Raw genomic sequence first — 22,219 nt, 5'->3', positions numbered from 1 at the left:
AGTAAATGAGAGAATATTCTTATTTTTTACAAAATATTTCATTTTTAAATTAGGTGTTTTGTATCTTTCCAACTTTCATTCTATCGATCTCTCTTGATGAAACAGAAAAAACCGCCTAATTGGCGGTCATTCTTTTGTCAGCTCCACACATCTTTTACATATTTATTGTCATTTGCAAGGCTTGTCAGCCAATTTTCAGCTACTTCCTTCGAGCATTGTTTCTCGTGTTGATAGAGGCCTAACAGTGTAGCCTCTACGTCTGGTGCCATGACTTTTCCGTCCCCGCACACGTAAAGATACGCACCTTGGTCAAGTAACTTGATCAGCATGTCGCCGTCTTCTTTCAACAAATGCTGGACATATACTTTTTGCTCTTTGTGACGAGAATAAGCCCGGTGGATGTGAACAACTCCTTTTTGCGCTGCGAGCTGCATTTCCTCAAAATACAGATCGTCTTCATGAGGGTGACGGCAGCCAAAATACAGGTGAGCTTCACCAAGTGATTTGCCTTCTTTCTTCCACACTTCTCTTGCTTGAACAAACCCTCTAAATGGAGCGATTCCTGTACCCGGTCCGATCATGATCATCGGTACTTCAGATGAAGGCGGCAGCTGGAATCCTGCCTGCGCTTCGTGGAGGAAGCAGGCAACTTCTTCTCCTTCCTGCAGACCGCATAAATAGTTTGATGCGACTCCGGTATATTCTCCGCGGCCGCTCCACGCTTTCCCTTTCACAACTGCCACTGTGATACTGACTCTTTTTTCTTCGACCTTTGGTGAGCTAGAAATTGAGTAATAGCGAGGCTTCAAACCTGGTAAAAGTGCTAAAAAGTGCACAAACGGCAGCTCACACGCTTCATATTGATCTAATAAGTCCAGCATGGTTACTCGTTTCATTAAAATGGCTTCTTGATATGCTTCACCAGCCATTTGCTCAAGCTCTACGCGGTGAGGCGGACAAATTGTATATGCTGCGAGCTCTCTTAGCTGCGTACGTGTTGCAGGCTCTTGAAGCTCAACATGTGACGCAAGTAATTCTCTCATTTGAATCGGCTGATCTAAAGGTAAATGACTTGCTTCTTTCTCAGAAGATAGCTTGATGTGCTGCTTAGGATCTAGATTGAATCGATTGATTACCCGCTGCACGAGTGCATCACTATTTTTCGGAACAATTCCGATATGATCCCCTTCTTTGTATTTTTTCCCTTCAGGCAATTGCAGTTCAATATGTCTTGTTTGCCGCTCACTTTTCTCAGATTGTAATTCCTCATTTTTCAGTACAACAGCTGAAAACGCACCATATGTTTTCGCCACAGGACGTTCTACTAGCTCATTGGTATAAGCAACTGACAGTTTTGGGTTTTCCTTACCTTTCTCTTGGAAGGTGAGCTTAAATTCTTTTGCGAGCTGCTTGAAGACCGTTTTCTGGAATGTTTCTTTATCCTCATCCATATCTCCGCCTGCATCACCTTCTCCTAAATCAGCTACACGCTTCGCACCTTTTCTTTCAAGTGCTTCGTCAATGAGACGAGGAATACGCTGGTACGTACTCGCCCAATTTCGATCTCCGCATCCAAAAATAGCAAATGTCACGTTTGATAAATCCTGCTCTTCATCCTCCGTGACCCAATCCACAAATTTTTTCGCATGGTCAGGCGGATGTCCATTATATGAAGCGGTCACGATTAAGACTGCACCCTTATCTGGTAATTGGCGTGTATAGTCATCAAGCGGAGCAGTGGTCACATCAAACCCTTTTGCTTTTCCGTCTTCAGCAAATTCGTTTGCGATTTGCTGCGCTGTGCCAAGATTTGATCCATATAGAACAAGCAGTGGTGTACCGTGACTCTCCACTTTTGACTCATTAGATTTTGTGCTTTTTTTCGCCTCTTCTTTCGGTGGTGCCATAAAGAGTTGCTGCTTCCTTGGCCGCACTTTGATTTTAAAATCGTTTGGCTTAATCGTCAGAGATTCTTTTAAATCAAGTTCATATGATGTGTGATCAATCAATTCCAGGTTGTGCAGGACCATCGCTAGCACCATTGTGGCTTCATGAAGGGCGAATTGCATGCCGATACATGCACGCTGTCCATTCCCAAAAGGCTTGTAGGCATGCTGCGGGATCTTTTCAGGGTGTAGAAACCGCTCTGGTTTAAATTCTTCTGCATCCTCTCCCCACACCGCTTGATCACGATGTAACTTAGGGAGCAGCACGGAGACACTTTGGTTCTTTTTAATCGAATATTTCCCTCCGATGACGGTGTCCTCTTTCGCATAAAAAGAGAACGTAGGCGCTGTTGGCCAGAGGCGAAGAGATTCATTTAAAACCATACGAATGTAATTTAGTTTTTGTACCTGCTTAAATGTTGGTAGTCCGCCTTGCAGCACATCATCTGCTTCTTGGACGGCTTTCTTTAATTTTTCTGGATTCTTTAATAAGAAATAAATCGCAAAGGATAGCAGCCCGCTTGTTGTTTCGTGCCCAGCTATTAAGAAGGTAATGATTTGATAGCGAATATTTTCATCTGACAGTCGCTCTCCTGTTTCAGGGTCCTTTGCATGCAGCATGAGGGACAGTAAATCATCGCCCGTTTTATCTTGTTTTTTTCGTTCTTGAATAATGTCATCTACTAATTGCTTCATAAAATCGACATTTTCTTCAAATTTTTTTCTTCTTTTGATCATTAGCTTATCTGCAACCGGCAATCGGCTCGCCTGATCCATCGCTTCGTTTAAACCATTCAGCATACTTTCGATGAATGGATGCTGATTTTCTTTATAAAAGCTGTTAAACCTGAAATCAAAACCGCAAAGTCCGATCGTATCTAAAGTAAGCTTTGTCATATCCTCTGCTACTTCAATTTCTTCATCACGGCCTGTTCTTTGCCATTTTTGTACAAGCTGTGTGGCAATATCGAGCATCATCTCATGATAGCCCTTCATGGCCTGCTGGCTAAACGCCGGCATCAAGATGTGGTGAGCCTTTCTCCAGTTCGGTTCTTCTGTCCAGCTCGTAAATAACCCATCCCCTGCAAATGCTCTTACTTTATTGAGACTAGTCCCAATGTATTTATCAAAACGGCTCTCATCACATATTTCTTGGAAAAGTTCATGATTGGAAACAAAAATACTTGTTGCTTTTGAAAATTCAAACTGAAAGATCGGTCCTAATTCATCTGCCAGCCGCCAAAAAGTTTGAGAAAGCTCCCCCTTTTTGATATGGGGAATATTTTTAAAAGGTCCGTATGTTTTTGGTTTTGGAATGATTGATGTTTGTTGCATGTGCCCACTCCCTTTATATCATTAAGAAGCAACGCTAATGGCGCGCCATAAACATTGCTCAATGTCCTCTAGAAATTCAATCGTTGGCTCTATTTCTTCTGCAAGAATTTGTTTATGCAGCTGTACAAAGGCACCAAATACAATCGATAAAATGGATCTACCTGAAAGATTTGGATGAATCCCATCCTTTTTCCCTTCTTCAAAGATAAGGAATAGCTCATGTAACAAATGCTGCATTTTCTCTTTGCTCGTCTCGTCTAAGTAATGGGATCGCTTATCAATTTCTAAGAAATACAGCCCGCTTGGATTTTCCTTTGTAAATAAAACCAAGCAATAAAATACATGCTTAAAGTACGCCCGAATACTTGCCTTTGGATCTGGACTGTTTGTGTTCATTTTTTCGATAAATGCAGAAAGGCTGCGCTGGTACAAAATATTGACGAGTGCCTCTTTACTGTCGAAATAACGGTAAATGGTTCCCGCTCCGACGTTTGCTCTTTTTGAAATCATTGGCATCGTGGTCCCATCAAAGCCCCGTTCAATAAATAAGTCTAGTGAAGCCTTCATGATCTGTTCTTGTTTATCAGTCACTGCTGGCATTCCCTCCTCCCATTTATTTTATTATTAGGAATGAACGTTCATTCCGCATACGGTATATTATATTAATATTTTAATTTCTTCTATCTATACTTAAACATACTTATTTTTATCCGTCATCACATTTTCTGAAAATAATAATAATTGAGACATGATACCTAGTTATACAGCATCCAAAGGACTTATAAATGTGTGCCATATGTGATCTATGGGTGTCTTGAGACCTGCACATTTATTCCAGATTTTTTGGAGAATGAATGTTGCCGTCATAGGTATCAATATAACCCTTAACTCGTTTGGGCAGCGTATCCTCATGTACCCTTTGCTACGTAGTTCATTTTCATGGAGAAGATGAAAGAAAATCACTCCTTTCCTTTGTTTAGACTATATTATGAATAAAGGGAATTCAGAAAAGGATGATTGTTGCCAGTTAATCTACAACAATTAGAGGTGGAACATGTGTAATGATGACAAGCACAAAATTTTAACAGGAGCTTGGATTGATGCGTTTGGTAAAATCATTTCTGCAATTGCAGAAATCAGATCTTTGGCAGGAATGAATGAAATCAATAATAAACTTGTAGCAATCGGAGAAGCCCTGCAAGCAGTCGGCTCATTTGTTATAGCAATAGCCTCTGAAGAGTATTCTTATGCTTTTACCGGAAACTTAATTGATGGTGCTGGTGCATCAACAAGCTCATATGCTGCTTATTTACAAGATGTTGAGGGTCAAAATTCAGATAATCTTCGTCTAGAGATACTTGGTGATTCCTTTCAATCGATTGGTTCCTCTATCATTGCTACTGGAGATTATATAATTGGAGAGCAACTATTTGCTGTTGGTAATTCGATTCAAGCATTAGGTGCTGGCTTAGAAGCAATTGGTGGCGTTTATGAATTGAAAGATAAGGAAGAAAAAGCACAGATTCTATCCACTCTAGGGGCTATTTCACAGGCCATTGGTTCAAACTTTGTTGCCATTCTCTTAACTGATGAGCTCATCACCAGCAACATGTGTCCATATAAAGAGGTTTGGAGAGGCTAGAAAAAATGGGCAAATCGAAAACATATATGCAAACTTGATGTTTAAAAATTCAGCATCACTTTTAATGATCTTTTTTCTGACATCATAAGAGAAAGGACTAAAACAAAGATCATTTTAGCCCTTTTAGCAACTATTTCAGCTTTTGTTTAGAAAGACTCTTTTTAAGCTATGCATTTATTCCATCATTATTCAATTGGGCAGCATCGCTTTGCTCAAATTGTGAGCGCAGCTCAATAATTGAGCTATTCCTGACATCATTGGCGTCTTGCTCAAGAAGCCACGTATAAAATCTAGCTTGCTCCGCTGTTTGCAAAGCCTGCATATATTTTTGCGAGGAACGCTTCTCTGCGACGCGCTGTTTGATCGCGCGCATCTGCTTCCAGAATTGATAATAAGGAAGCTTGAGCTTGGTCATAAAGCCGCGTTGATCCTCAATGACATACCCCTCTTCTTTGATCGAGTCGTCATGAGAAACGGCCTGATACCATTTATAAAAAGACGTCCAATCATGGAACACAGCTACTTCCTGCTTGCAGGACATTCCAAGCTGTTCGCTTACTCTTTTCACTTCAGTGAATGGTGCTTTTTCATAGCTCAGCTGACGCTTCACAATATCAAGCAAAATGAGTTGATCATGATTATATGTGATAATATGCGGGTCTTTCTCTGGCAAAATGACTTCAAACACAAGAGATGCATTGTGGTCACGTACGTATGATTTGATGTAGTCGACCTGCAAGTCTCCAAAGGTCTGATAGAATAGTTCCTCGACCCGGGAAGCATGCTGATTTTGTTTCACATGAGATGTATACGACTTGGACGTAAACACCAATTCATCTTCCATTTCGTTATACCCAACAGTCCCTAAATATCCATTTGCTTTATCATAGACGGTAACAGGGAATTGAAGATGGTTCACTAGATGATGCATTTTTGTCTCCGGACGCTCGTCAATGTTAAAAAATTTATTGTAGCTTCTTGAAACAATCTGCTTTGACACCATATTGACAAACAAACCTCTTGCCTTCATATTCACATCATCCCACTGTCGTTCACTAAAAGCTTTTTTCGTAAAATTAAAAGATGAAATATGGTGCGGAAGCTTTAATTCCTGTACATATTCATGCTGATCTAAGTGAGCTAAAAAGTCATCCAGTGAGATATCTAGTTGAATAGCAGCCGGTGGTTTTTTCTCAGAAGCTCTATAGACTGGGTTGTCAATTTCATGCGTCTCAATCCCGTCAGCTGTGATTTTCAATACCCTCAGCTGCCCCCCGAATTCAACCTGGCCTTCTAGATTATACGACCTTTCCGCTGCTTGAATTGGCAGCCTGTATAAATTACGATGCCCGTGAATTTGAATGACATCTAATCCAGCGGTGTTTTGAACAAACAAGTGGTCAATGTCATCGGAATATTCACCTACACCGTGAATGAGCTGCTGTGTTGAGACATGCAGAAGCTCTTGCAAGCCCCCCGTGGGTAACAAGAAATGTCTTGCCATGGTACGTAAAATAAGTAAGCTGATGAAATGTCCTGACAAACTTTCGGACTTCTTTTAAATCAAAGTCTGCTGCTTCGATTTCAGGTGCAGTATGCCGGTTAAACATATTGCTTCTTACTTTTTCACCATGTGCAAATCGGTATAAATGCTGATCATGATTTCCCTCAATCACGATGACATTCCGGCATTCTCTATGTGCGAGCATCCATTCTAATACTTCTTTGTTTTCTATTCCTCTATCAAGCAAGTCACCTGCAAAGATATAAAGTTCGTTTTCTTTAATGTCTCCTTGCAAATAGGTGGTCAGAGCGGTATGACAGCCGTGAATATCTCCGAAGACATGAATGGCCTCATATTGATCAAAGGAGCGAGGCTGATAGGTCATCATTTGCGGATATTCCTCAGGCTGCAAAACAGTCACCCATGATGGGACCTTTTCTGTTTTTAACCGCTCGTTCATTCGATACAAAACAGACTCCCGCACAACTTTGTGAGGTTCCCGTGAGCGATTTTGCAGGAGAGCTATTTCAAGCGGCACCTGCGTGAAATCGACGACATACACCCTGTAACGATACGATGTGGCTAACGATTTATATTGAGATATCGATTTGCTTGAAATATGTGTCGCATCAATCACAGTAAAGTCTCCGCGTTCCATACGTGCTGTAAGCAATTCAAATAATAAAGACCAAATTTTGTGGTCATGTTTGCTTGAAATTTCTGGTTTCCCATTGACAGATAACTGCGGCGGCTGGGTCAAAAGGCGGATCTGATCCGCTGATAAAGTGTAGGGCTCTAAGCCTTGAGCTTTGATCCAAGTTGATTTACCTACGCCTGGTAGACCTCGTAAAAGGACTAAAGTTCTCATATTGGTTCTCTTTTAATGAGTGATATTTTACCTATTATAGATAAAATATGGATAAATCTCAATCTATTATTGATTATGGTAATATATAGATATAAAGGGAGGTTTTACGTATGTCTAATGGAGAAAATATGGCATTTAACATTGGAGATCTTCTTTTTCAATTGTTCTCTCTTCTATTCATTGCCTTTATTGTGACCATCATCGTTATTGCGTTTCGAATGATCAGAAGAAAACGAATGGAATTGAAGAAGGTTGAGGAAAGATTAAACAAAGTGATTGAAAAAAACGATTTAAAAGAGTAAAAATCCGGGATTTAACCGGATTTTTTTTGTTTCATCACAATTCCTTGACGCTGCTGCAACAAAAAGAAAAAGACGCCTAAAAGAACAAGCAGACCACCACACATTTGAAGCAGTGTGACTTTTTCTCCAAGCAGCCATACTGCAAGAATCGTGGCCCCAACAGGTTCGCCAAGTATACTCATCGAAATGGTTGTTGCATTGACATAGGTTAAAAGCCAATTATTAATGACATGAGACATGGTGGGAATGATGGCAAGTAATAAAAAGATCCCCCACTCTTTACTCGGATAGCCTGTAAAAGGAGTTTGCTGCATTAGGTTGAATAGAATTAAAAAAAGACCGGCAAAACCAAATACACAAAAACTATAAATCCAATGAGATATTTTTCTTACAGCCTGTTGACCTATTAATAAATAACAAACAACCGCGATCACACTTAAAAAAGATAAAATGTCTCCTAGGATGGCTTCCTGGCTATGACCTATATCTCCCCATCCAATCATAAGTGCACCAGCAATCGCGGCACACATCGTCAAGAGTGCGGGCAGCGTGGTTCGTTCACGGAAAATGAGAAAGCCGCCTAATAAGGAGACCATCGGCTGAAGGGCGATAATAATAGTAGAGCTTGCCACAGTCGTCAGCTTCAGTGAGCCAAACCATAACACAAAATGGAGTCCTAAAAAGAAGCCTGACATACATAAGAAAAACCAATCTCTACGCTTAATCGAGAGAAATTCTTTTTTTCGCGGCAGGATAAATGGCAGCATAAAAGCCGCGGCAAAGATCATTCGATACATGCTTAAAATAGCAGCAGGTGCATTTGACCATTTCACAATGATAGCAGAAAACGAAATAGCAATAATTGAAATCGCAAGCGGTAGTGCAATTGATTTCTTTTGAGCAGTTGACTTCATGTCCATAAACAGCTTCCTTTACATCAGCAGTAGATGAGAAGTTCATCTTGTATGTCGTCATCTTACTATGTCCAATCCGCTAGAGGCAAGATGATTTTAAAACTTGTGTAAGCTTTTTTGCATAAAAAAAGGCTTTCATCTCGAAAGCCCTACTCATCATCTATCAATAGATAAACGGCCCGAACTGGACCATGAACACCTACCACTAAATTCATCTCAATATCCGCAGAGTTACTCGGACCTGATATGAAATGAATAGCACCTTTTGCCTGCTCCCCCTCTTCTACCGAGCGATTAAGAGCCGAAACTACCTGAATCATCCGCGGAACCACCGTGCTTTTTTCGATACACACGATATACATCTTCGGTAAGAAATGCAGCGCTCTGCCTTGGCCTTGATGGGATGAAAGGACAACTGTACCTGATTCTGCTAGGGTGTAATCACTGAATACAACCGAATATGTCGCTTGTTCTGCCAGCCTGATATTTTCTTCCCTTGATGCCTCAGCATTCCAGCTGGTGACTGCGAATCCTTCGTGCTGCAAGCTGTCAAACATCGGATAAAATCCATATTGTTCAAAACGATGATCGACAGGCGTCATCACAGAACCCTTTCCATACTCTGTCATCAATAATCGTAATACAGAGGTCGCTTCCTCTGGTGTTGTTTCGACCACTTTTGTGTGAATTCGTTGACATTGCTTCTTCAGTTGCTCGACTAGTTCGTCTTTAGACAAAAGCCCGTTTGTTTCCCACTGAACTTGATGCTTCCAAGCTGGACGCTGAATAGATGCAGACGAGGAGGAATCTTTACCTAATTGCTTACGGATATGAGCTAAAAACGAATCTCGGTGAGAAATAGTTCCCTTCATCACTGCTCCTCCTTCTGTCTCTTTTTAAACCAATCTCTGAATCTTTCTTTACTTGGAGCTGGCAGGTCACGAACATCAGTCCAATTCTTTAAAGGACCTATTCCTTTTGAAATTTGTCCGTTTGAAGCCATACGATTCATCAATACAGGGGCTGCTTTTGTTCCGAATTGATACATTCCGGGAGTCGATGCGCCCATTCCGAACATTTTCATCGCCATCATTTCAGCTTTAGACGCTCTCCCCTCTTTTTCAACAATGACTTGTCGATGTTTTATTAATAACTCGTGGAGCGGGATCTTTACTGGACAAGCATCTGTGCAGGCTGCGCAAAGGCTTGATGCAAAGGGGAGCTCTTGGTAGTCATCATAGCCGCCAAGAAGCGGCGAAAGAACAGCGCCAATTGGCCCGGGATAAATCGATCCGTATGAATGTCCGCCCACATGCCGGTAAACTGGGCACACATTAATACAGGCTGCGCATCTGATACATTGGAGAACAGGCTGAAAGGCCGTACCTAATATATTGGTCCGCCCATTGTCCACAATGACCAAGTGAAATTCTTCTGGTCCATCCACTTCTCCTTCTCCTTTTGGCCCAACGACAGAAATATAACTCGTTAATTTCTGACCGACTGCACTTCTGCACAAAAGACCAACAAGGACATCCAGTTCCTCCATCGTTGGAACAATCCGTTCCATGCCCATAACGGCGATATGTGTCTTCGGGATAGCCGTGACAAGATCCGCATTCCCTTCATTTGTCACAAGGCAGATGGAACCTGTGTTGGCCACAGCAAAATTACAGCCGGTGACACCAATATCAGCTTCGAGGAATTTTTCACGTAAGATGGCTCTCACAAAACTCGTCATGTCTTCAGGTGTCTCTGACATCTCATATCCGAGCTTTTCGTGAAAGACTTCTCGTATTTGTTCTTTCGTCATATGAAGAGCAGGTGCCACAATATGTGAAGGAGGTTCATGATCATCTACTTGCAGAATATACTCGCCAAGATCGCTTTCAACCACGTCACAGCCTATCTCTTCAAGCGCTTGATTCAATTCAATTTCTTCTGTGACCATTGATTTTGATTTAACGATCTTTTTGGCCGCTTTTTTCTGTGCCACATTTTGTATATACGCCGATGCCTCTTCCTTTGTTTTTGCAAAAAAGACATGACCTCCACGCGCACTCACGCTTTCACTTAATTGGTATAAGTAGTCATCAAGATGTGTCAGCGTATGCTGCCGGATTTCCTCGCCAAGTTCTCGCCACTTTTCCCAGTTGCCAAGCTCTTCGCTCGCAGCTAGCCGCCTTTCATACAGGCGTTCCTGCGCCGAGGAAACAGCACCTCTCATGACAGTATCTTCTAACCCTTCCCCGATTCGTTCTTTAAAGCCCTTCTCTCCAATTTTCATACTCATGTGCCGTTCCCCCTCTTAAAGTCAGCGGCTATTTAATACTTCTGCGATATGCATCACTTGAATGGGCTTATCAAGCCGATTCAGCCTCCCGCCAATATTGAGCAGACATCCGCAGTCAGCACCAATGATGTATTCAGCACCTGTCTCCTCTATGCTTTGGACTTTCTCATCGACCATTTGCTCAGAAATAGGTGTCATTTTTACTGAAAAGGTTCCTCCAAATCCGCAGCAATTTTCTGCACGAGGCAATGGTGTCATCGTCAAATCTTTGACATTTGACAACAGTGTGAAAGGTGCTTCCTTAATTCGCAGCAGTCTCGTCATATGACAGGATGTATGATAGGTTGCGTTTCCTTTCAGGCTCGCCCCTACATCTGTGACGTGTAATATATCAACAATAAACTCTGTTAATTCATATGTTTTCTCAGCAAGCGCCTCAGCTTTTGCTGACCACACTGGGTCTTCTTTTAAAAGATGAGGATATTCTAAAAACATCGCCTTACAAGAACCTGACGGCGTCACGACATATTCAGCTGATTCAAAGGCTTTGATCATGTTTTTTGCTGCTTTGATTGTCTCTTTTGTATAGCCGCTGTTAAAGGCTGGCTGTCCGCAACACACTTGTGCCTCTGGAAATTCCACTTCTACACCGAGCCTTTCTAGTACTTCCACTGTCGCCTTTCCTACATTTGGCTGCATGGTGTCAATTAAACAGGTAACGAATAAATGGACTTTCATCGGCGAACTTCCCTTCTTTGCTGCAATTTGAATCATCATTTTGTTCATCTGATGACCAAATAACAGGCCCTATTTTCATTTTAATCCCAAATTTCTGAAATTTCAACGAAGGGATTTGTCTAAATTTGGACATATGGCTCGAGTAGCTGAATGAAAAAAACGCCCTTTTGATAGGACGTTTGAGAAAATTTATTTTTTTGAAATCAATTCACGAATTTTTTCGTCGTTAGGTGTGAGGTGGCCTAATTTTTCTTTATGTTCTCAATTCGTTTTTCGAAAGAGGGATGACTTTCACGCCATTCAGACTTTCTTCCATAATCTCCATCTTCTTCTTCAATAAGGCTGCTTAATTTAATCAAAGTATTGAGATACAGTGTTTTATTCTCAAGATGGAAAACAGCAAAGTTATCAGCCTGAATCTCAAATAACCGGCTGATTTTCTTTGGCAGCCATTCCGTAATGAAGATCATGAGAATTACTCCTATTGGGAAAATAAGAACATATTGCCACCATCCGTTGGCAAGCATAACCTGTCTGGCATAATACATACTGATGCCCATAAGTAATGTTACGATCAAAGTTAGGTACATGGTATAATGTGCGTGTTTTAACTTCGCATGCCCCATTTCATGATATAAGATAGCACGAATTTCATCTTTATCAAACTTATCTAACAACCCTTCTGTCACATACACATCGACTCTTCTTTTAAATGGAAGTTTAAAAGAATATATCCAGGCATTCACATCCTGTTGAGAGTCTTTTTTCACCCAAATATTTACCTTTTGGTTTGTCTTATTCTCAATATCCTTGCGAATATTCATGAATGCTTCCGTATTTAAAACTTCATATTTGTTTATTATTTTCTGAATGATTGAGTAACCAAAAATAAATAATATGATTAGGGCGAAGTACCAGCCACAAAATAGAAAAAGGTTATCCATGATCTTCGCTTGAAACGACAAAGGAAGTAATAAATATGATCCGAAATATAACAAGGATAATGTGGCAGCACCAAACAAAACGACTTGCTCCCTAACATTCATTAAGAACGAATTTCCTGACGCGCCTTCATTTTCTTCTAAATCTTCAGGCGTATCTTTTGTAGTATACTCAAATGAATAAGCTGTCAATAAAACTGACAGGAAACTAGGTACAAGTATAGAGAGAATAATACTTAAGACATAAGAGCCTGTTATTGATAGCACATATCCCATTAAGAAATAATAATTTAATCCCAAGGGAAGAAAAATGGCTAGAACAAAGGGAATAAATAATGTGAATAGGTTTTTCATAGATTCATGAAGATTAAAAAATAAAAATAACATAGCTGGAAAAAGAATTCCCATTAAGGTAATTAATATAATATATGTGGTATTATGCTTAAAACCTGTTTTGACCTTAGTCGTTTCTGTTAAATTCGTTAGATTGTATTTAGAGAAAAAAGGATTTTGCGATACCTGTTCCATCTTGATTTTATCATCATGAATAGGTACAAAACCTCTTCTTAGAAAAACCGTTGCCTTATCTTTCATTAATTTGTCAGTTCCAATTGTGCTAATTCCATCCCTAGATGGAATCTCCGTGAAATGTATTTGCTTTCCCCCCAATTGAAAGGCTGCTTCTGAACGATCTTTGGAGTGACCATCTTGATAGGTTAATAAAAAATCACCCTGATAAAGAGAATGGGAGATTAATACTTTTGGATTGTTATCTTTGTTCGAATCAAGTAGAACAAATGGAGAAACAACTGCTGAACGGATACCAACTTCAATCAAAATGACTATTATTGTAATAATGCTTGCAATAAGATAAGAAAGTGAGGCTTTTCGTAACATTTCGTCACATCCTGCTTATGTAGGTTTAAAAAGGTTGCATATGTTAAGAAAGAGTAATAACCATTATATACGTCCATTATTCAGAAGAACTAATTGAAAATCTAACCTTAGCTTCCCTATGCTAGGGTACACCTTCTCAATTAAACAGGAAGAATAAACAGATAATAAGCCTAAATTCCATTTTAGTCCCAACTTCCTGAAATTTCAATGAAGTGCTCGTGTGGATGAATGAAAAAAACGCCCTTTTGATAGGACGTTTGAGAAAATTTATTTTGAAATCAATTCACGAATTTTTTCTTTGATAGGTGTTAAGGGCCGGCCTAATAAGGTTTCGAAATCATGGCTTTCAACGGCTAAGGCACCATCGCGAATGCCGCTTTGAATGGCTTTGACAAATGGCACAGCTTCTTTTGGTACACCATTTGAAGCTAAAAATTCTCCAAATGTGTCGACATCAATTTTCTCCACTTTGATCTCTTTTCCGCTCACCTCACTGACAATGTGAGCAAGTTCAGTGTGTGTCCGAAGCGGTCCTGACAGTTCATATATTTCCTGGTCATGTACAGGAAGTGTTAACGCATTTGCGGCCGCTTCTGCGTAGTCATTTCTTGTTGCCCAGCCAACCTTGCCATCACCAATTGGACTTAAAAATGGCGCGCCGCTAACAGCTGCTAGTATCGTATCTTTTTCGTTTTCTACATACCAATTGTTTCTTAAAAAAACATGAGGAATGCCAGAGGCCTCAATCGCTTCTTCTGTTTTTGCATGGTCATGAGCAAGGACAAGCTGACTCTCTTTTGCATTTACAACGCTTGTATAAGCAACAAAGGATACACCAGCTGCTTTCGCCGCTTGGATGGCAGCCGTATGCTGCTGCACGCGGTCACCATCCGCAGTTGAAATGATCAAAAGACGGTCAATGCCTTGAAAGGCTGCCTTAAGGGTGTCTGGCTGAGTAAAGTCTCCGCGGCGTACATCCACCCCAGCTTCCTTCAAATGTGCTGCCTTTTGCGGGTCCCGAACACTCACCGCAATTTGTTCAGCCGGTACCTTTGTCAGTAAATGCTGGACGACGAGCGATCCAAGCTGTCCTGTTGCGCCTGTTACTAATAACTTCATTTGTTTGACCTCCTCATTTTGTGATTCAACGGTGATGTTTTGGTACAGCTTAACGTATCCGTTTATTCGTTATAACTATTTTGATTACAACAACTGGTGTAAAAAAGCTCAAGATCAACCTGAGCTTCTTTTATTCTGACTCTGTCAACAATTGCTGGATGGTCACTTGTTTGAGGTGATTTTCAAGTGCTGCCTGAGCTTCTTTTAGTTCACTCCTCAGTCTTGTATCCATCGCTTGACCAATTGGACAAGCGATAACTGGCTGATGGAAATTAAATAAGTCTTCATCCTCGCTCACATCGACAGCACGGTACACATCTAACAGCGTGATGTCCTCTGCCGGTCTTTTTAAATAAGCACCGCCTACTCCGCGGCGAATTTCAATGAGACCCGCCCGTTTGAGCATTGCCATCATTTTTCGAACAATGGCTGGATTTGAATTCACACTCTCTGCAATAAAATCACCTGTACACTCTTTTGGAACACCTGCAATAAATGACAAAATATGAACAGCAATCGGATACCTGCTGCTAATTTGTTTCACAATCTTTCACCACCGTTGTAATCAATATAGTTACAATGAGTGATTTTGTCAATCAATAAACGGATTTTTCTTTCGATCCCAGTCCTCATATGTCATGCTATCGTAGTCTTCTGCTGTATCAAGTTCAAGCGGAGCAATGCATTCAAGCAAATTCTCATCTGGATCAAGGAAATAGATCGCTGCATGAAATTGCGGCGGATTATCGAGAACTAAAGGCTGTTCCTCTTCTGAAAAACCAAACATTGGGTGAATGCTGATATCTTTTTCAATCAGCCAAGTCTTGATTTGTTCGATACTGGACGTTGTAATTTGAAAGGCAACGTGCCGAGTCGATGGATGGTATGGAAAGGCATTTATATCTACTTTCCACAAGCCAAGCCAGCTCTTACCTTTCTCAATCCATAAAAAAGCAACTCGTTCATTTTCGTGAGCAAGTGTCAATTCCAATTTTTTATAAAACGCAATAGATGCCTTTAAGTCACTCACAGGTAAATGGGCTTCATACAAACCTTTCATCATCATCAAAATCACTCCTTTTCTACCTTCTATTCTGCGGGATTTGATGAGATTCTGCCTCAACAAAACGATGTATTTTATCCCCTTCATTGGTTTGAGAAGAATGAGATGTTTGATCCATTGCAGATGGGGGAAGGTGTTCAAATAAAAGAAAGGAGCGTTTCATATGCCTTGGACGATGAATAATTATCCGGCTTCATTTCAATCGTTAGATAACGTCATTCGAAAAAAAGCGCTTGAGATTGCCAATAAAATGATACAGAAAGGCTATGAGGAAAATAGAGCTATCCCAATTGCAATCAGTCAAGCGAAAGAGTGGAAAAAGAACGCAACGGAGAAAGAGCTAGAGAATTTCTCAGCTCATGGTTCTGTCACGCCATCTAAAGACAGCAGCTCCGCAAGACCAGGGCTCATGGATCATGCGCAGCATGTCGTCAAGCATGAAGAGGGCTGGGCGGTTCAGACAGAGAAAGCAAAACGAGCAAGTGAGGTTAAAGAAACGAAACAAGAAGCAATTGACCGGGCAAAGGAGATTGCATCTAATAAAGAGACTTCTGTTGTTATCCACAGAAAAGATGGGAACATTCAGGACGTGTTAAAACCGCAATAAGACCGCCCGTAAGCGGTTTTATCAGCATGTAGACAAACCCTCGCATTCGGTGTCAGTCCTGCGCGCCGGTACTCACGAATGTCAAATTCGCTCCGTTCCGGTGCTCGTCCTTCCTAGACTGCAAAGGTTTTCTATCACGCTGAAAAGAAGACAAAGGGCTAAAATAAAGATCATTTTAGCCCTTTGTCAACAATCTGATAAGACCGCCCGTAAGCGGTCTTATTTTATGCATTCTTTTCTTTTTTCGCTGGTGCTTTTCTTTTTTTAGGTGCTGCCTTTTTCGCTTTGGCTGGTTTTGATCGATCGATTGAAGCCTGTAGAGCCGCCATTAAATCAGTCACATTGGATGCAGGATCTTTTTTGCCTGTCGTTTCTGGCTGAACTGTATGTTCTCCAGATATTTTATCGCCAATTAAGTTCATCAGCTGTTCTCTGTATTCATCCTGATATGCAGCTGGATCGAAAGTTGTGGTTAATTGTTCGATTAAAAGAAGCGCTGTATCTAACTCCTTTTTCACAATGTTTTCCTCTTGCGGGATATTTGGTACGTCTGATACTTGTCTAATTTCATCAGGGAAATGAATGGTTTCCATCAGTAAAATATGTTCATAGCACCTAACAATCGCTAATTGCTCCTTTGAGCGAATCATAATTTTCGCCACACCAATTTTCCCCGATTCCTCTAAAGCTTTTCTTAATAATGAATAAGCCTTCGCACCGCCCGTATCTGGTGATAAAAAGTAACTTCTTTCATAATAGATTGGATCAATCTCTTCTATCTTTACAAAATCAATGATTTCAACGGCTTTTTCTTCATTTTCTTTTCGCAGTTTTTCAAGCTCTTCATCGTCCAATTCAATAAATTTATTTTTCGCATATTCATACGCCTTCACAATTTGTTCTGGCGCTACCTCTTCACCGCAATTGGCACATACTTTCTTGTAGTTAATGGGCGTGTGACACTCTTTATGCAGCTGTCTTAACTTAATATCTTTGTTCTCTGTAGCGGTAAACAGCTTAACTGGAATATTGACCAATCCGAAGCTAATGCCGCCTTTCCATACTGTATGCATCGCGTCGCCTCCGTTCTTTTCTCCTTACTATGCAATGTTTTCGTTAGACTTATGTATGTGAATGAAAATTTCGTCCCACTCTAATAACACATCATATGAGGAAGTGACATGCACAAATGAAACCTATGCGATTAACGGCTGCACATAATATTCCTGCCGGTGCAGACTGGGTGTATGAATTAAAATATGACGGCTTTCGAGTCATTCTTACGTGGGATAAAAACGAGATTCATTTAGAAAGCAGAGCCGGAAAACGATTAAACGAACAGTTTCCTGAGGTTATTGAACAGTGCAAACAATTAAGGGATCAGTTTGCTCCTTTTTTACCACTGACGTTTGACGGGGAATTGGTCTTTTTACTGGATGAACAGCAAAGCGACTTTGCGAGGGTTCAGCAAAGAGGCAGGCTGAAAAACAAAGATGCTATAAAGCTGCAGGCTGAGCGGTTTCCATGTCATTTGATTGCATTTGATCTATTAAGATGCACAGGGAAATCCCTTGTTGATTTACCGTTGATGGATAGAAAAAAACAGTTACAGCAAGTTTTCCAAGAAGCAAAACTTCCGCCAACTGTTCAGCTGGAGCACCCTTCCCTTCTTCAACTCATTCATACAGACACAAATCCTGAATATATGAAAAAGCTGATGACGGCGTATTTAGCGGAAGGACTCGTTGCGAAAAAAAGGACGAGTAAATGGCACGACAATACCCGGTCAAAAGAATGGCTGAAAGTCAAATACTGGCGATATGTCTCTGTCATTGTAACTCGTTTTGATAAAGAAAATGGCTATTTCCAGGGCTGTATTTATCAAGATCATCATCTCACCGAGGTTGTCCAATTCAAGCATGGATTTTCTAAAGAAGAAGAACAAACGCTGCGTACACTCTTTCAAACAAAAGGACAGCTAAAAGGAGCATCAGGATATGAAATCCCTCCTTCTATCGTCGCCAGCATTTCTTGTATATCCTTTGATGGATCGGCCTTAAGAGAGCCGCGTTTTTCTTCCTTTTTACTAGATACTGACCCAGCAGCGTGTACGTTTCAGCAAATGCTCAAACAGCTGTATCCGCTTCCTGCCGTGATTGACGTCACTCATCCTGAGAAACCGATTGTGCCGGCTCTTCATCTGAACAAGACAGATTACTTACTTTATTTGAGACAAGCGGCTCCCTATCTCTTGCCTTTTTTACGTGAAAGACGACTTACTTTAATTCGGTTCCCTCATGGCGCTGGGGATGAATTCTTTTATCAAAAGTCGACACCTGATTATGCACCCGATTTTGTGTTGACCGATCAAGTTGATGATATTGCTTACACGGTCTGTAATGACCCTCAGACGCTTCTTTGGCTCGGTAACCAGCTGGCGATGGAATTTCATATTCCTTTTGAAACAAGGGATACGGACCGGCCGACCGAAATCGTCTTTGATTTAGACCCGCCATCTGTTAACGAGTTTCATCTAGCCATAGAAGCTGCCAAGCGAATCAAAGCACTTTTAGACGGTCTCTTTCTCACAGCCTTTATTAAAACAAGCGGCGGTAAAGGACTGCAAGTGTATATTCCATTAAAGAAAAATGCCTTCACATACGAAGAAACGAGATCATTCACCGCGTTTATATGTCAATTTTTATGTGAACAAGCCCCTGAGCTATTTACTCTAGAACGTCTTAAGAAAAAACGCGGCAATCGCTTGTATTTAGACTATATTCAGCACGATGCTGGAAAAACAATCATCGCGCCCTATTCACCAAGAGGAAATGAGCTTGGACTTGTAGCGACACCGCTTGAATGGGACGAACTCCATCAAGATGGACTTCATCCTTCTTTGTTTACCATGCCAACTGTTATAGAGCGTCTAAAGGAAAAAGGCGATCCATTCCGCCGCATGAGGCATCTTGTAAATGATGATACTTTCAGACAAGTCTTACATCGGCTTGAAGACATCATACCGGCACATAAGATGGACATACGCGGTCATTAAGCGTTACACTTATTCATTAGAGAGTAAGAAAGGGATGACCATTTTGACCGCACATTCATTTCGAAATATAGCACTAATCTTCTTGTGCCTTTCCGCAGGAATTGTGGATGTGATTGGCTATTTGAGCCTAGGACATGTGTTTACAGCCAATATGACAGGTAATATTGTGCTGCTTGGCATTGCAGCAGGAAGCTCCTTGCAGCTAACAGCCCTTCATTCCATCACTGCACTGAGTGGATTCGTTCTAGGGGTTTTACTTGCTGTTGTGATAGGCGGAAAGCATGAGAGAACGTTTTGGCCAAAAGCTGTTACACGTATCTTTATCATAGAAGTCATGATTTTGTTTCTATTTGCTCTCATGACCGTATTCCCTTATACACAAGGTGCTTATTTTATGCTGATTATCCTTTTAAGTATGGCCATGGGCCTGCAGACAGCGGCTGCCCGCAAATTAAATGTGGCTGGCATTTCCACAACGGTTCTAACGAGTACACTCGCTAACCTATTTGAAGATTTGGCTCAGCGCATATCACACCGGGAAAAAAGAAAAGCTCCTATTCAGCATGTCAGTTTCATGCGAATAGGCTCTATTGTCTTTTACTGCCTAGGTGCCGCTTTAGCGGCATACACAGATGCATACGATCCGTTTATCATCATTTGGCTGCCTATTACTATCCTCGGGGTCATTGTGATCACTGCTGCATTGAAGCACTTTCACCAATTGAAATAGCCATCTAGAGATAGGCTATTTCAATCCTGTGAACGTTCACTCATAACTTCTCACATAAAAGCCAGGAGGACGCCCCATAATGAACGTGGAGCCATACGGGTATCCAGAAAATGTCCCGAATCCACCGTATCCAGGGAAACCGCCTAAACCAGAAAACACACCAGGGCTCACATAATACCCGCCAAAGCCGATATGAGAACCAACCGGTCCAATATGTGCTCCCCCACCGCTAAAACCGCCTCCATGAAAACCTCCATATACCCGTGGATACATACAATCACCTGCCTTCGGCTAACGCCTCATCACATCATATGCATGACAAATGGAGCGGTGTTCCCGCTTTTTCTTTTACTTCTATGTACAATAGACCAATTTGATAAAATTTGAATGAAAAGTCCTGCAAAAAATTAAATTAAGCAAAGAAAGGTGACCTTTTTAACTTGTTGCTCTGCCACATGTTTATTTAGAATAATGGGGCAGGTAATAAATTTGCACACCCCCTTTGTTGCGAATTCTTCTTATTAAACGTTCTTGTAGCGTTTAATAAGAAGAGCCTATTAACAACATACAAAAAACCCTTGCTGACGATGATCAACAAGGGCAAGAGATAAATGGTGGATTAACCACCAATGATTTTTTCTGCTACTTCGAAAGAACCCGCAACGTTTTGAGTCAGAACTGACGCAGCGATCGCTAAACCTACAACGAATAATACTTTTAAACCTGTTTTCATCTTAAATCAACCCCATTCTTTTCATATGTAAATCCGCTTCTAAACTTTTGTTCAAGTAATAAACAGACTGCTCATAAAGTGCTTGCTTTTCACAATATTTAGCCGCAAAATGTGAAAGCTCTTTTACTTCATGATATTCATTCTTCTCTTCTAACTTTCTCAATTTCTCATCAATTTGCTGAAATCTTTGTGGTGCATTCGTTAAGTAAAGGTCATGGACGATGCCTATTTTCAGCTGAAACACTTCATGAGAAGCATCCTTTATTCTGGCATACGCAGCCTCTATATATTGGCTTGCACGCTGCTTTTCACCAATCACACAGAGTTCCCGGCTAATCAGATACGTAGAATGGAAAAAGAAATCCGATTCGTAATATTCTTGATGGGACAGTGCTTTTTCAAGATGACGTATTGATTCTTTCGGTTTGTTCCAAAATGAATATAAAATGGCCACATTATGATGGAGCTGAGCCAGCATAAAGTCATCCTGCTCGCTTGTCAATACCTCTTCCGCCAGACGATAATTTTCAAGCGCCTCTTCATACCGGCCGATCTCTGTTTGATTCGCCGCAATGAGAGAGTATGAAAGTGCCGTTCTTCTTTCATAATGCTTGTGCCGTTTATAGACGTGAAGGGCTCTCCTGATATAGCTTAATGAGAGCATGATATGACTAAGCCGGTAGTAAAGCCAGGCCACCTTAAAATCGAAATCAGCACGTTCGATCTCACTTGGAATTTTATCTAAGAGCTTTTCAGCACTTTGATACATTTGCAATGCAACCTCGTAATTTCCTTGATGCTGCTCATACACACCCTCATAAAAATCAAAATAGTAGGCAAGTCGGTTTGACAAGTCATCCTCTTTTTTCCCGTGATGACCTTCTATACTTCTCGTTGAAACACTGCCCTTTTGCCCTCTTAAATTGTACATGAGAATGTGATGCCTCTTCTCAAGAAGAGAATAGTACATAAGGATGTCCGCATCGTCAATTTCCTCTACCGCTTGTTTTGCTTTAGCAAATAACCGTTCAGCCTCATCTGCATGATCTTTTTTAATTTCCATGTTCCAGTCATTTAATAATGATGCCAATTCCGCAACAGGAATCTTGCTCATTCTACACCCCCAATCACCTTCAGCTGCATCACATGATTTCACTAAATATGGAACTTCTATTAGCAATTGCTAATTAGTCCATCCGAGATCATTTTAATATGAATCACTTAAATCTTCAATAACCGTTTCCTTTGAAAATGCTTTTCTTTCTTCTAGTCAATGATGTTTGCGTGAAAATTCTGCCTTTTTTCGGCTTTTTGTCCTTGAACGTTTGTGAGTAAATCCTTCATTTTTTGTTTGATTATTTACCTCTTTCAGTTTACTCATCAACAGGTTTGTCACCTTCTATCAGCCCAATTCAATGCTGTATACAAATCCATATGGTCTTTTATCATATGTGCCCTTGACTATTTTGTGCGATTCGCGTAAAGATCAGCGGCAGAGAGAGAACCCATGGAACTAATCGCAAAATTTACCG

Annotated in this window: 20 protein-coding genes; 5 read left to right on the top strand and 15 right to left on the bottom strand. The window is 40.9% G+C overall.

Going from position 1 to position 22,219, the window contains the following annotated elements; translation table 11 throughout:
• Window positions 1-137 precede the first annotated feature (137 nt).
• Complete coding sequence (locus C6W21_RS04160; RefSeq protein WP_106049418.1) at window positions 138-3,281, bottom strand: bifunctional cytochrome P450/NADPH--P450 reductase; 3,144 nt, start codon at window positions 3,279-3,281, stop codon at window positions 138-140.
• A gap of 21 nt (window positions 3,282-3,302) precedes the next feature.
• A complete protein-coding gene (locus C6W21_RS04155) occupies window positions 3,303-3,881 on the bottom strand; it encodes a TetR/AcrR family transcriptional regulator (RefSeq protein ID WP_106049417.1) in 579 nt (192 codons plus the stop codon).
• 454 nt (window positions 3,882-4,335) lie between these two features.
• On the opposite strand from C6W21_RS04155, the gene C6W21_RS04150 reads away from it, so the two are divergent.
• The gene (locus tag C6W21_RS04150) at window positions 4,336-4,923 is read left to right on the top strand and encodes a DUF6944 family repetitive protein (RefSeq protein ID WP_106049416.1); all 588 of its coding nucleotides are present in this window, start codon (window positions 4,336-4,338) and stop codon (window positions 4,921-4,923) included.
• 166 nt (window positions 4,924-5,089) lie between these two features.
• On the opposite strand, the gene C6W21_RS19160 is transcribed toward C6W21_RS04150, so the two are convergent.
• Window positions 5,090-6,394: a T4 RnlA family RNA ligase gene (locus C6W21_RS19160; RefSeq protein ID WP_223249516.1), complete on the bottom strand. Its 1,305-nt coding sequence runs from the start codon at window positions 6,392-6,394 to the stop codon at window positions 5,090-5,092.
• Entirely contained in the window at window positions 6,342-7,295 is a 954-nt protein-coding gene (locus C6W21_RS19155) for an AAA family ATPase (RefSeq protein WP_223249515.1), read from the bottom strand. Before C6W21_RS19155 ends, C6W21_RS19160 begins: the two co-directional genes overlap by 53 nt.
• Window positions 7,296-7,405: 110 nt before the next feature.
• On the opposite strand from C6W21_RS19155, the gene C6W21_RS04140 reads away from it, so the two are divergent.
• Entirely contained in the window at window positions 7,406-7,597 is a 192-nt protein-coding gene (locus C6W21_RS04140; protein ID WP_106049415.1) for a hypothetical protein, read from the top strand.
• Between the two features lie 11 nt (window positions 7,598-7,608).
• On the opposite strand, the gene C6W21_RS04135 is transcribed toward C6W21_RS04140, so the two are convergent.
• The 8 genes from C6W21_RS04135 to C6W21_RS04100 all read right to left on the bottom strand — a co-directional run bounded on the left by C6W21_RS04135 (window position 7,609) and on the right by C6W21_RS04100 (window position 15,565).
• Window positions 7,609-8,517, bottom strand: a complete 909-nt coding sequence (locus tag C6W21_RS04135; protein ID WP_106049414.1) for a DMT family transporter — start codon at window positions 8,515-8,517, stop codon at window positions 7,609-7,611.
• 143 nt (window positions 8,518-8,660) lie between these two features.
• Window positions 8,661-9,383 carry a LutC/YkgG family protein gene (locus tag C6W21_RS04130; RefSeq protein WP_106049413.1) on the bottom strand — a complete coding sequence of 241 codons (723 nt, stop codon included), beginning with the start codon at window positions 9,381-9,383 and terminating at the stop codon, window positions 8,661-8,663.
• Window positions 9,383-10,804, bottom strand: coding sequence for a LutB/LldF family L-lactate oxidation iron-sulfur protein (locus C6W21_RS04125; protein WP_106049412.1), 1,422 nt, complete (start codon window positions 10,802-10,804; stop codon window positions 9,383-9,385). Before C6W21_RS04125 ends, C6W21_RS04130 begins: the two co-directional genes overlap by 1 nt.
• 21 nt (window positions 10,805-10,825) lie before the next feature.
• Window positions 10,826-11,542, bottom strand: coding sequence for a (Fe-S)-binding protein (locus C6W21_RS04120; protein WP_106050200.1), 717 nt, complete (start codon window positions 11,540-11,542; stop codon window positions 10,826-10,828).
• A 242-nt stretch (window positions 11,543-11,784) separates the two neighbouring features.
• Complete coding sequence (locus C6W21_RS04115) at window positions 11,785-13,380, bottom strand: M48 family metallopeptidase (protein WP_106049411.1); 1,596 nt, start codon at window positions 13,378-13,380, stop codon at window positions 11,785-11,787.
• A 267-nt stretch (window positions 13,381-13,647) separates the two neighbouring features.
• Window positions 13,648-14,499, bottom strand: a complete 852-nt coding sequence (locus C6W21_RS04110) for an SDR family oxidoreductase (RefSeq protein WP_106049410.1) — start codon at window positions 14,497-14,499, stop codon at window positions 13,648-13,650.
• A gap of 130 nt (window positions 14,500-14,629) precedes the next feature.
• Window positions 14,630-15,043, bottom strand: coding sequence for an Rrf2 family transcriptional regulator (locus tag C6W21_RS04105; RefSeq protein WP_106049409.1), 414 nt, complete (start codon window positions 15,041-15,043; stop codon window positions 14,630-14,632).
• A gap of 48 nt (window positions 15,044-15,091) precedes the next feature.
• Window positions 15,092-15,565, bottom strand: a complete 474-nt coding sequence (locus C6W21_RS04100) for a VOC family protein (protein ID WP_106055947.1) — start codon at window positions 15,563-15,565, stop codon at window positions 15,092-15,094.
• A gap of 160 nt (window positions 15,566-15,725) precedes the next feature.
• Here C6W21_RS04100 and C6W21_RS04095 point away from each other — a divergent pair, with 160 nt between their 5' ends.
• On the top strand, window positions 15,726-16,169 hold the full coding sequence (locus C6W21_RS04095; RefSeq protein WP_106055946.1) for a DUF2188 domain-containing protein: 444 nt from the start codon (window positions 15,726-15,728) through the stop codon (window positions 16,167-16,169).
• A 224-nt stretch (window positions 16,170-16,393) separates the two neighbouring features.
• Here C6W21_RS04095 and ku read toward each other — a convergent pair whose 3' ends face one another.
• Window positions 16,394-17,242: a non-homologous end joining protein Ku gene (ku, locus tag C6W21_RS04090; protein ID WP_106037743.1), complete on the bottom strand. Its 849-nt coding sequence runs from the start codon at window positions 17,240-17,242 to the stop codon at window positions 16,394-16,396.
• Window positions 17,243-17,358: 116 nt separating this feature from the next.
• Here ku and C6W21_RS04085 point away from each other — a divergent pair, with 116 nt between their 5' ends.
• A complete protein-coding gene (locus C6W21_RS04085) occupies window positions 17,359-19,224 on the top strand; it encodes a DNA ligase D (protein ID WP_106055945.1) in 1,866 nt (621 codons plus the stop codon).
• Window positions 19,225-19,258: 34 nt separating this feature from the next.
• The gene (locus C6W21_RS04080; protein WP_106055944.1) at window positions 19,259-19,954 is read left to right on the top strand and encodes a YoaK family protein; all 696 of its coding nucleotides are present in this window, start codon (window positions 19,259-19,261) and stop codon (window positions 19,952-19,954) included.
• Window positions 19,955-19,990: 36 nt separating this feature from the next.
• On the opposite strand, the gene C6W21_RS04075 is transcribed toward C6W21_RS04080, so the two are convergent.
• Both C6W21_RS04075 and C6W21_RS04070 read right to left on the bottom strand, forming a co-directional pair.
• Window positions 19,991-20,227: a hypothetical protein gene (locus C6W21_RS04075; RefSeq protein ID WP_106049404.1), complete on the bottom strand. Its 237-nt coding sequence runs from the start codon at window positions 20,225-20,227 to the stop codon at window positions 19,991-19,993.
• Window positions 20,228-20,688: 461 nt separating this feature from the next.
• On the bottom strand, window positions 20,689-21,801 hold the full coding sequence (locus tag C6W21_RS04070; RefSeq protein WP_106055943.1) for a response regulator aspartate phosphatase: 1,113 nt from the start codon (window positions 21,799-21,801) through the stop codon (window positions 20,689-20,691).
• Window positions 21,802-22,219 lie beyond the last annotated feature (418 nt).

Source organism: Bacillus sp. NMCN1, assembly GCF_002998085.1.
Lineage (GTDB): Bacteria > Bacillota > Bacilli > Bacillales > Bacillaceae > Bacillus.
Note: the sequence above shows the minus strand (reverse complement) of the source record. Positions and strands in the feature narration are given on the sequence as shown.

Bases quoted from the DNA above. Each gene is read 5' to 3' on its own strand.
- C6W21_RS04160 (WP_106049418.1), bottom strand. From the start codon at position 3,281: ATGCAACAAACATCAATCATTCCAAAACCAAAAACATACGGACCTTTT.
- C6W21_RS04155 (WP_106049417.1), bottom strand. From the start codon at position 3,881: ATGCCAGCAGTGACTGATAAACAAGAACAGATCATGAAGGCTTCACTA.
- C6W21_RS04150 (WP_106049416.1), top strand. From the start codon at position 4,336: ATGTGTAATGATGACAAGCACAAAATTTTAACAGGAGCTTGGATTGAT.
- C6W21_RS19155 (WP_223249515.1), bottom strand. From the start codon at position 7,295: ATGAGAACTTTAGTCCTTTTACGAGGTCTACCAGGCGTAGGTAAATCA.
- C6W21_RS04140 (WP_106049415.1), top strand. From the start codon at position 7,406: ATGTCTAATGGAGAAAATATGGCATTTAACATTGGAGATCTTCTTTTT.
- C6W21_RS04135 (WP_106049414.1), bottom strand. From the start codon at position 8,517: ATGGACATGAAGTCAACTGCTCAAAAGAAATCAATTGCACTACCGCTT.
- C6W21_RS04130 (WP_106049413.1), bottom strand. From the start codon at position 9,383: ATGAAGGGAACTATTTCTCACCGAGATTCGTTTTTAGCTCATATCCGT.
- C6W21_RS04125 (WP_106049412.1), bottom strand. From the start codon at position 10,804: ATGAGTATGAAAATTGGAGAGAAGGGCTTTAAAGAACGAATCGGGGAA.
- C6W21_RS04120 (WP_106050200.1), bottom strand. From the start codon at position 11,542: ATGAAAGTCCATTTATTCGTTACCTGTTTAATTGACACCATGCAGCCA.
- C6W21_RS04115 (WP_106049411.1), bottom strand. From the start codon at position 13,380: ATGTTACGAAAAGCCTCACTTTCTTATCTTATTGCAAGCATTATTACA.
- C6W21_RS04110 (WP_106049410.1), bottom strand. From the start codon at position 14,499: ATGAAGTTATTAGTAACAGGCGCAACAGGACAGCTTGGATCGCTCGTC.
- C6W21_RS04100 (WP_106055947.1), bottom strand. From the start codon at position 15,565: ATGATGATGAAAGGTTTGTATGAAGCCCATTTACCTGTGAGTGACTTA.
- C6W21_RS04095 (WP_106055946.1), top strand. From the start codon at position 15,726: ATGCCTTGGACGATGAATAATTATCCGGCTTCATTTCAATCGTTAGAT.
- ku (WP_106037743.1), bottom strand. From the start codon at position 17,242: ATGCATACAGTATGGAAAGGCGGCATTAGCTTCGGATTGGTCAATATT.
- C6W21_RS04085 (WP_106055945.1), top strand. From the start codon at position 17,359: ATGAAACCTATGCGATTAACGGCTGCACATAATATTCCTGCCGGTGCA.
- C6W21_RS04080 (WP_106055944.1), top strand. From the start codon at position 19,259: ATGACCATTTTGACCGCACATTCATTTCGAAATATAGCACTAATCTTC.
- C6W21_RS04075 (WP_106049404.1), bottom strand. From the start codon at position 20,227: ATGTATCCACGGGTATATGGAGGTTTTCATGGAGGCGGTTTTAGCGGT.
- C6W21_RS04070 (WP_106055943.1), bottom strand. From the start codon at position 21,801: ATGAGCAAGATTCCTGTTGCGGAATTGGCATCATTATTAAATGACTGG.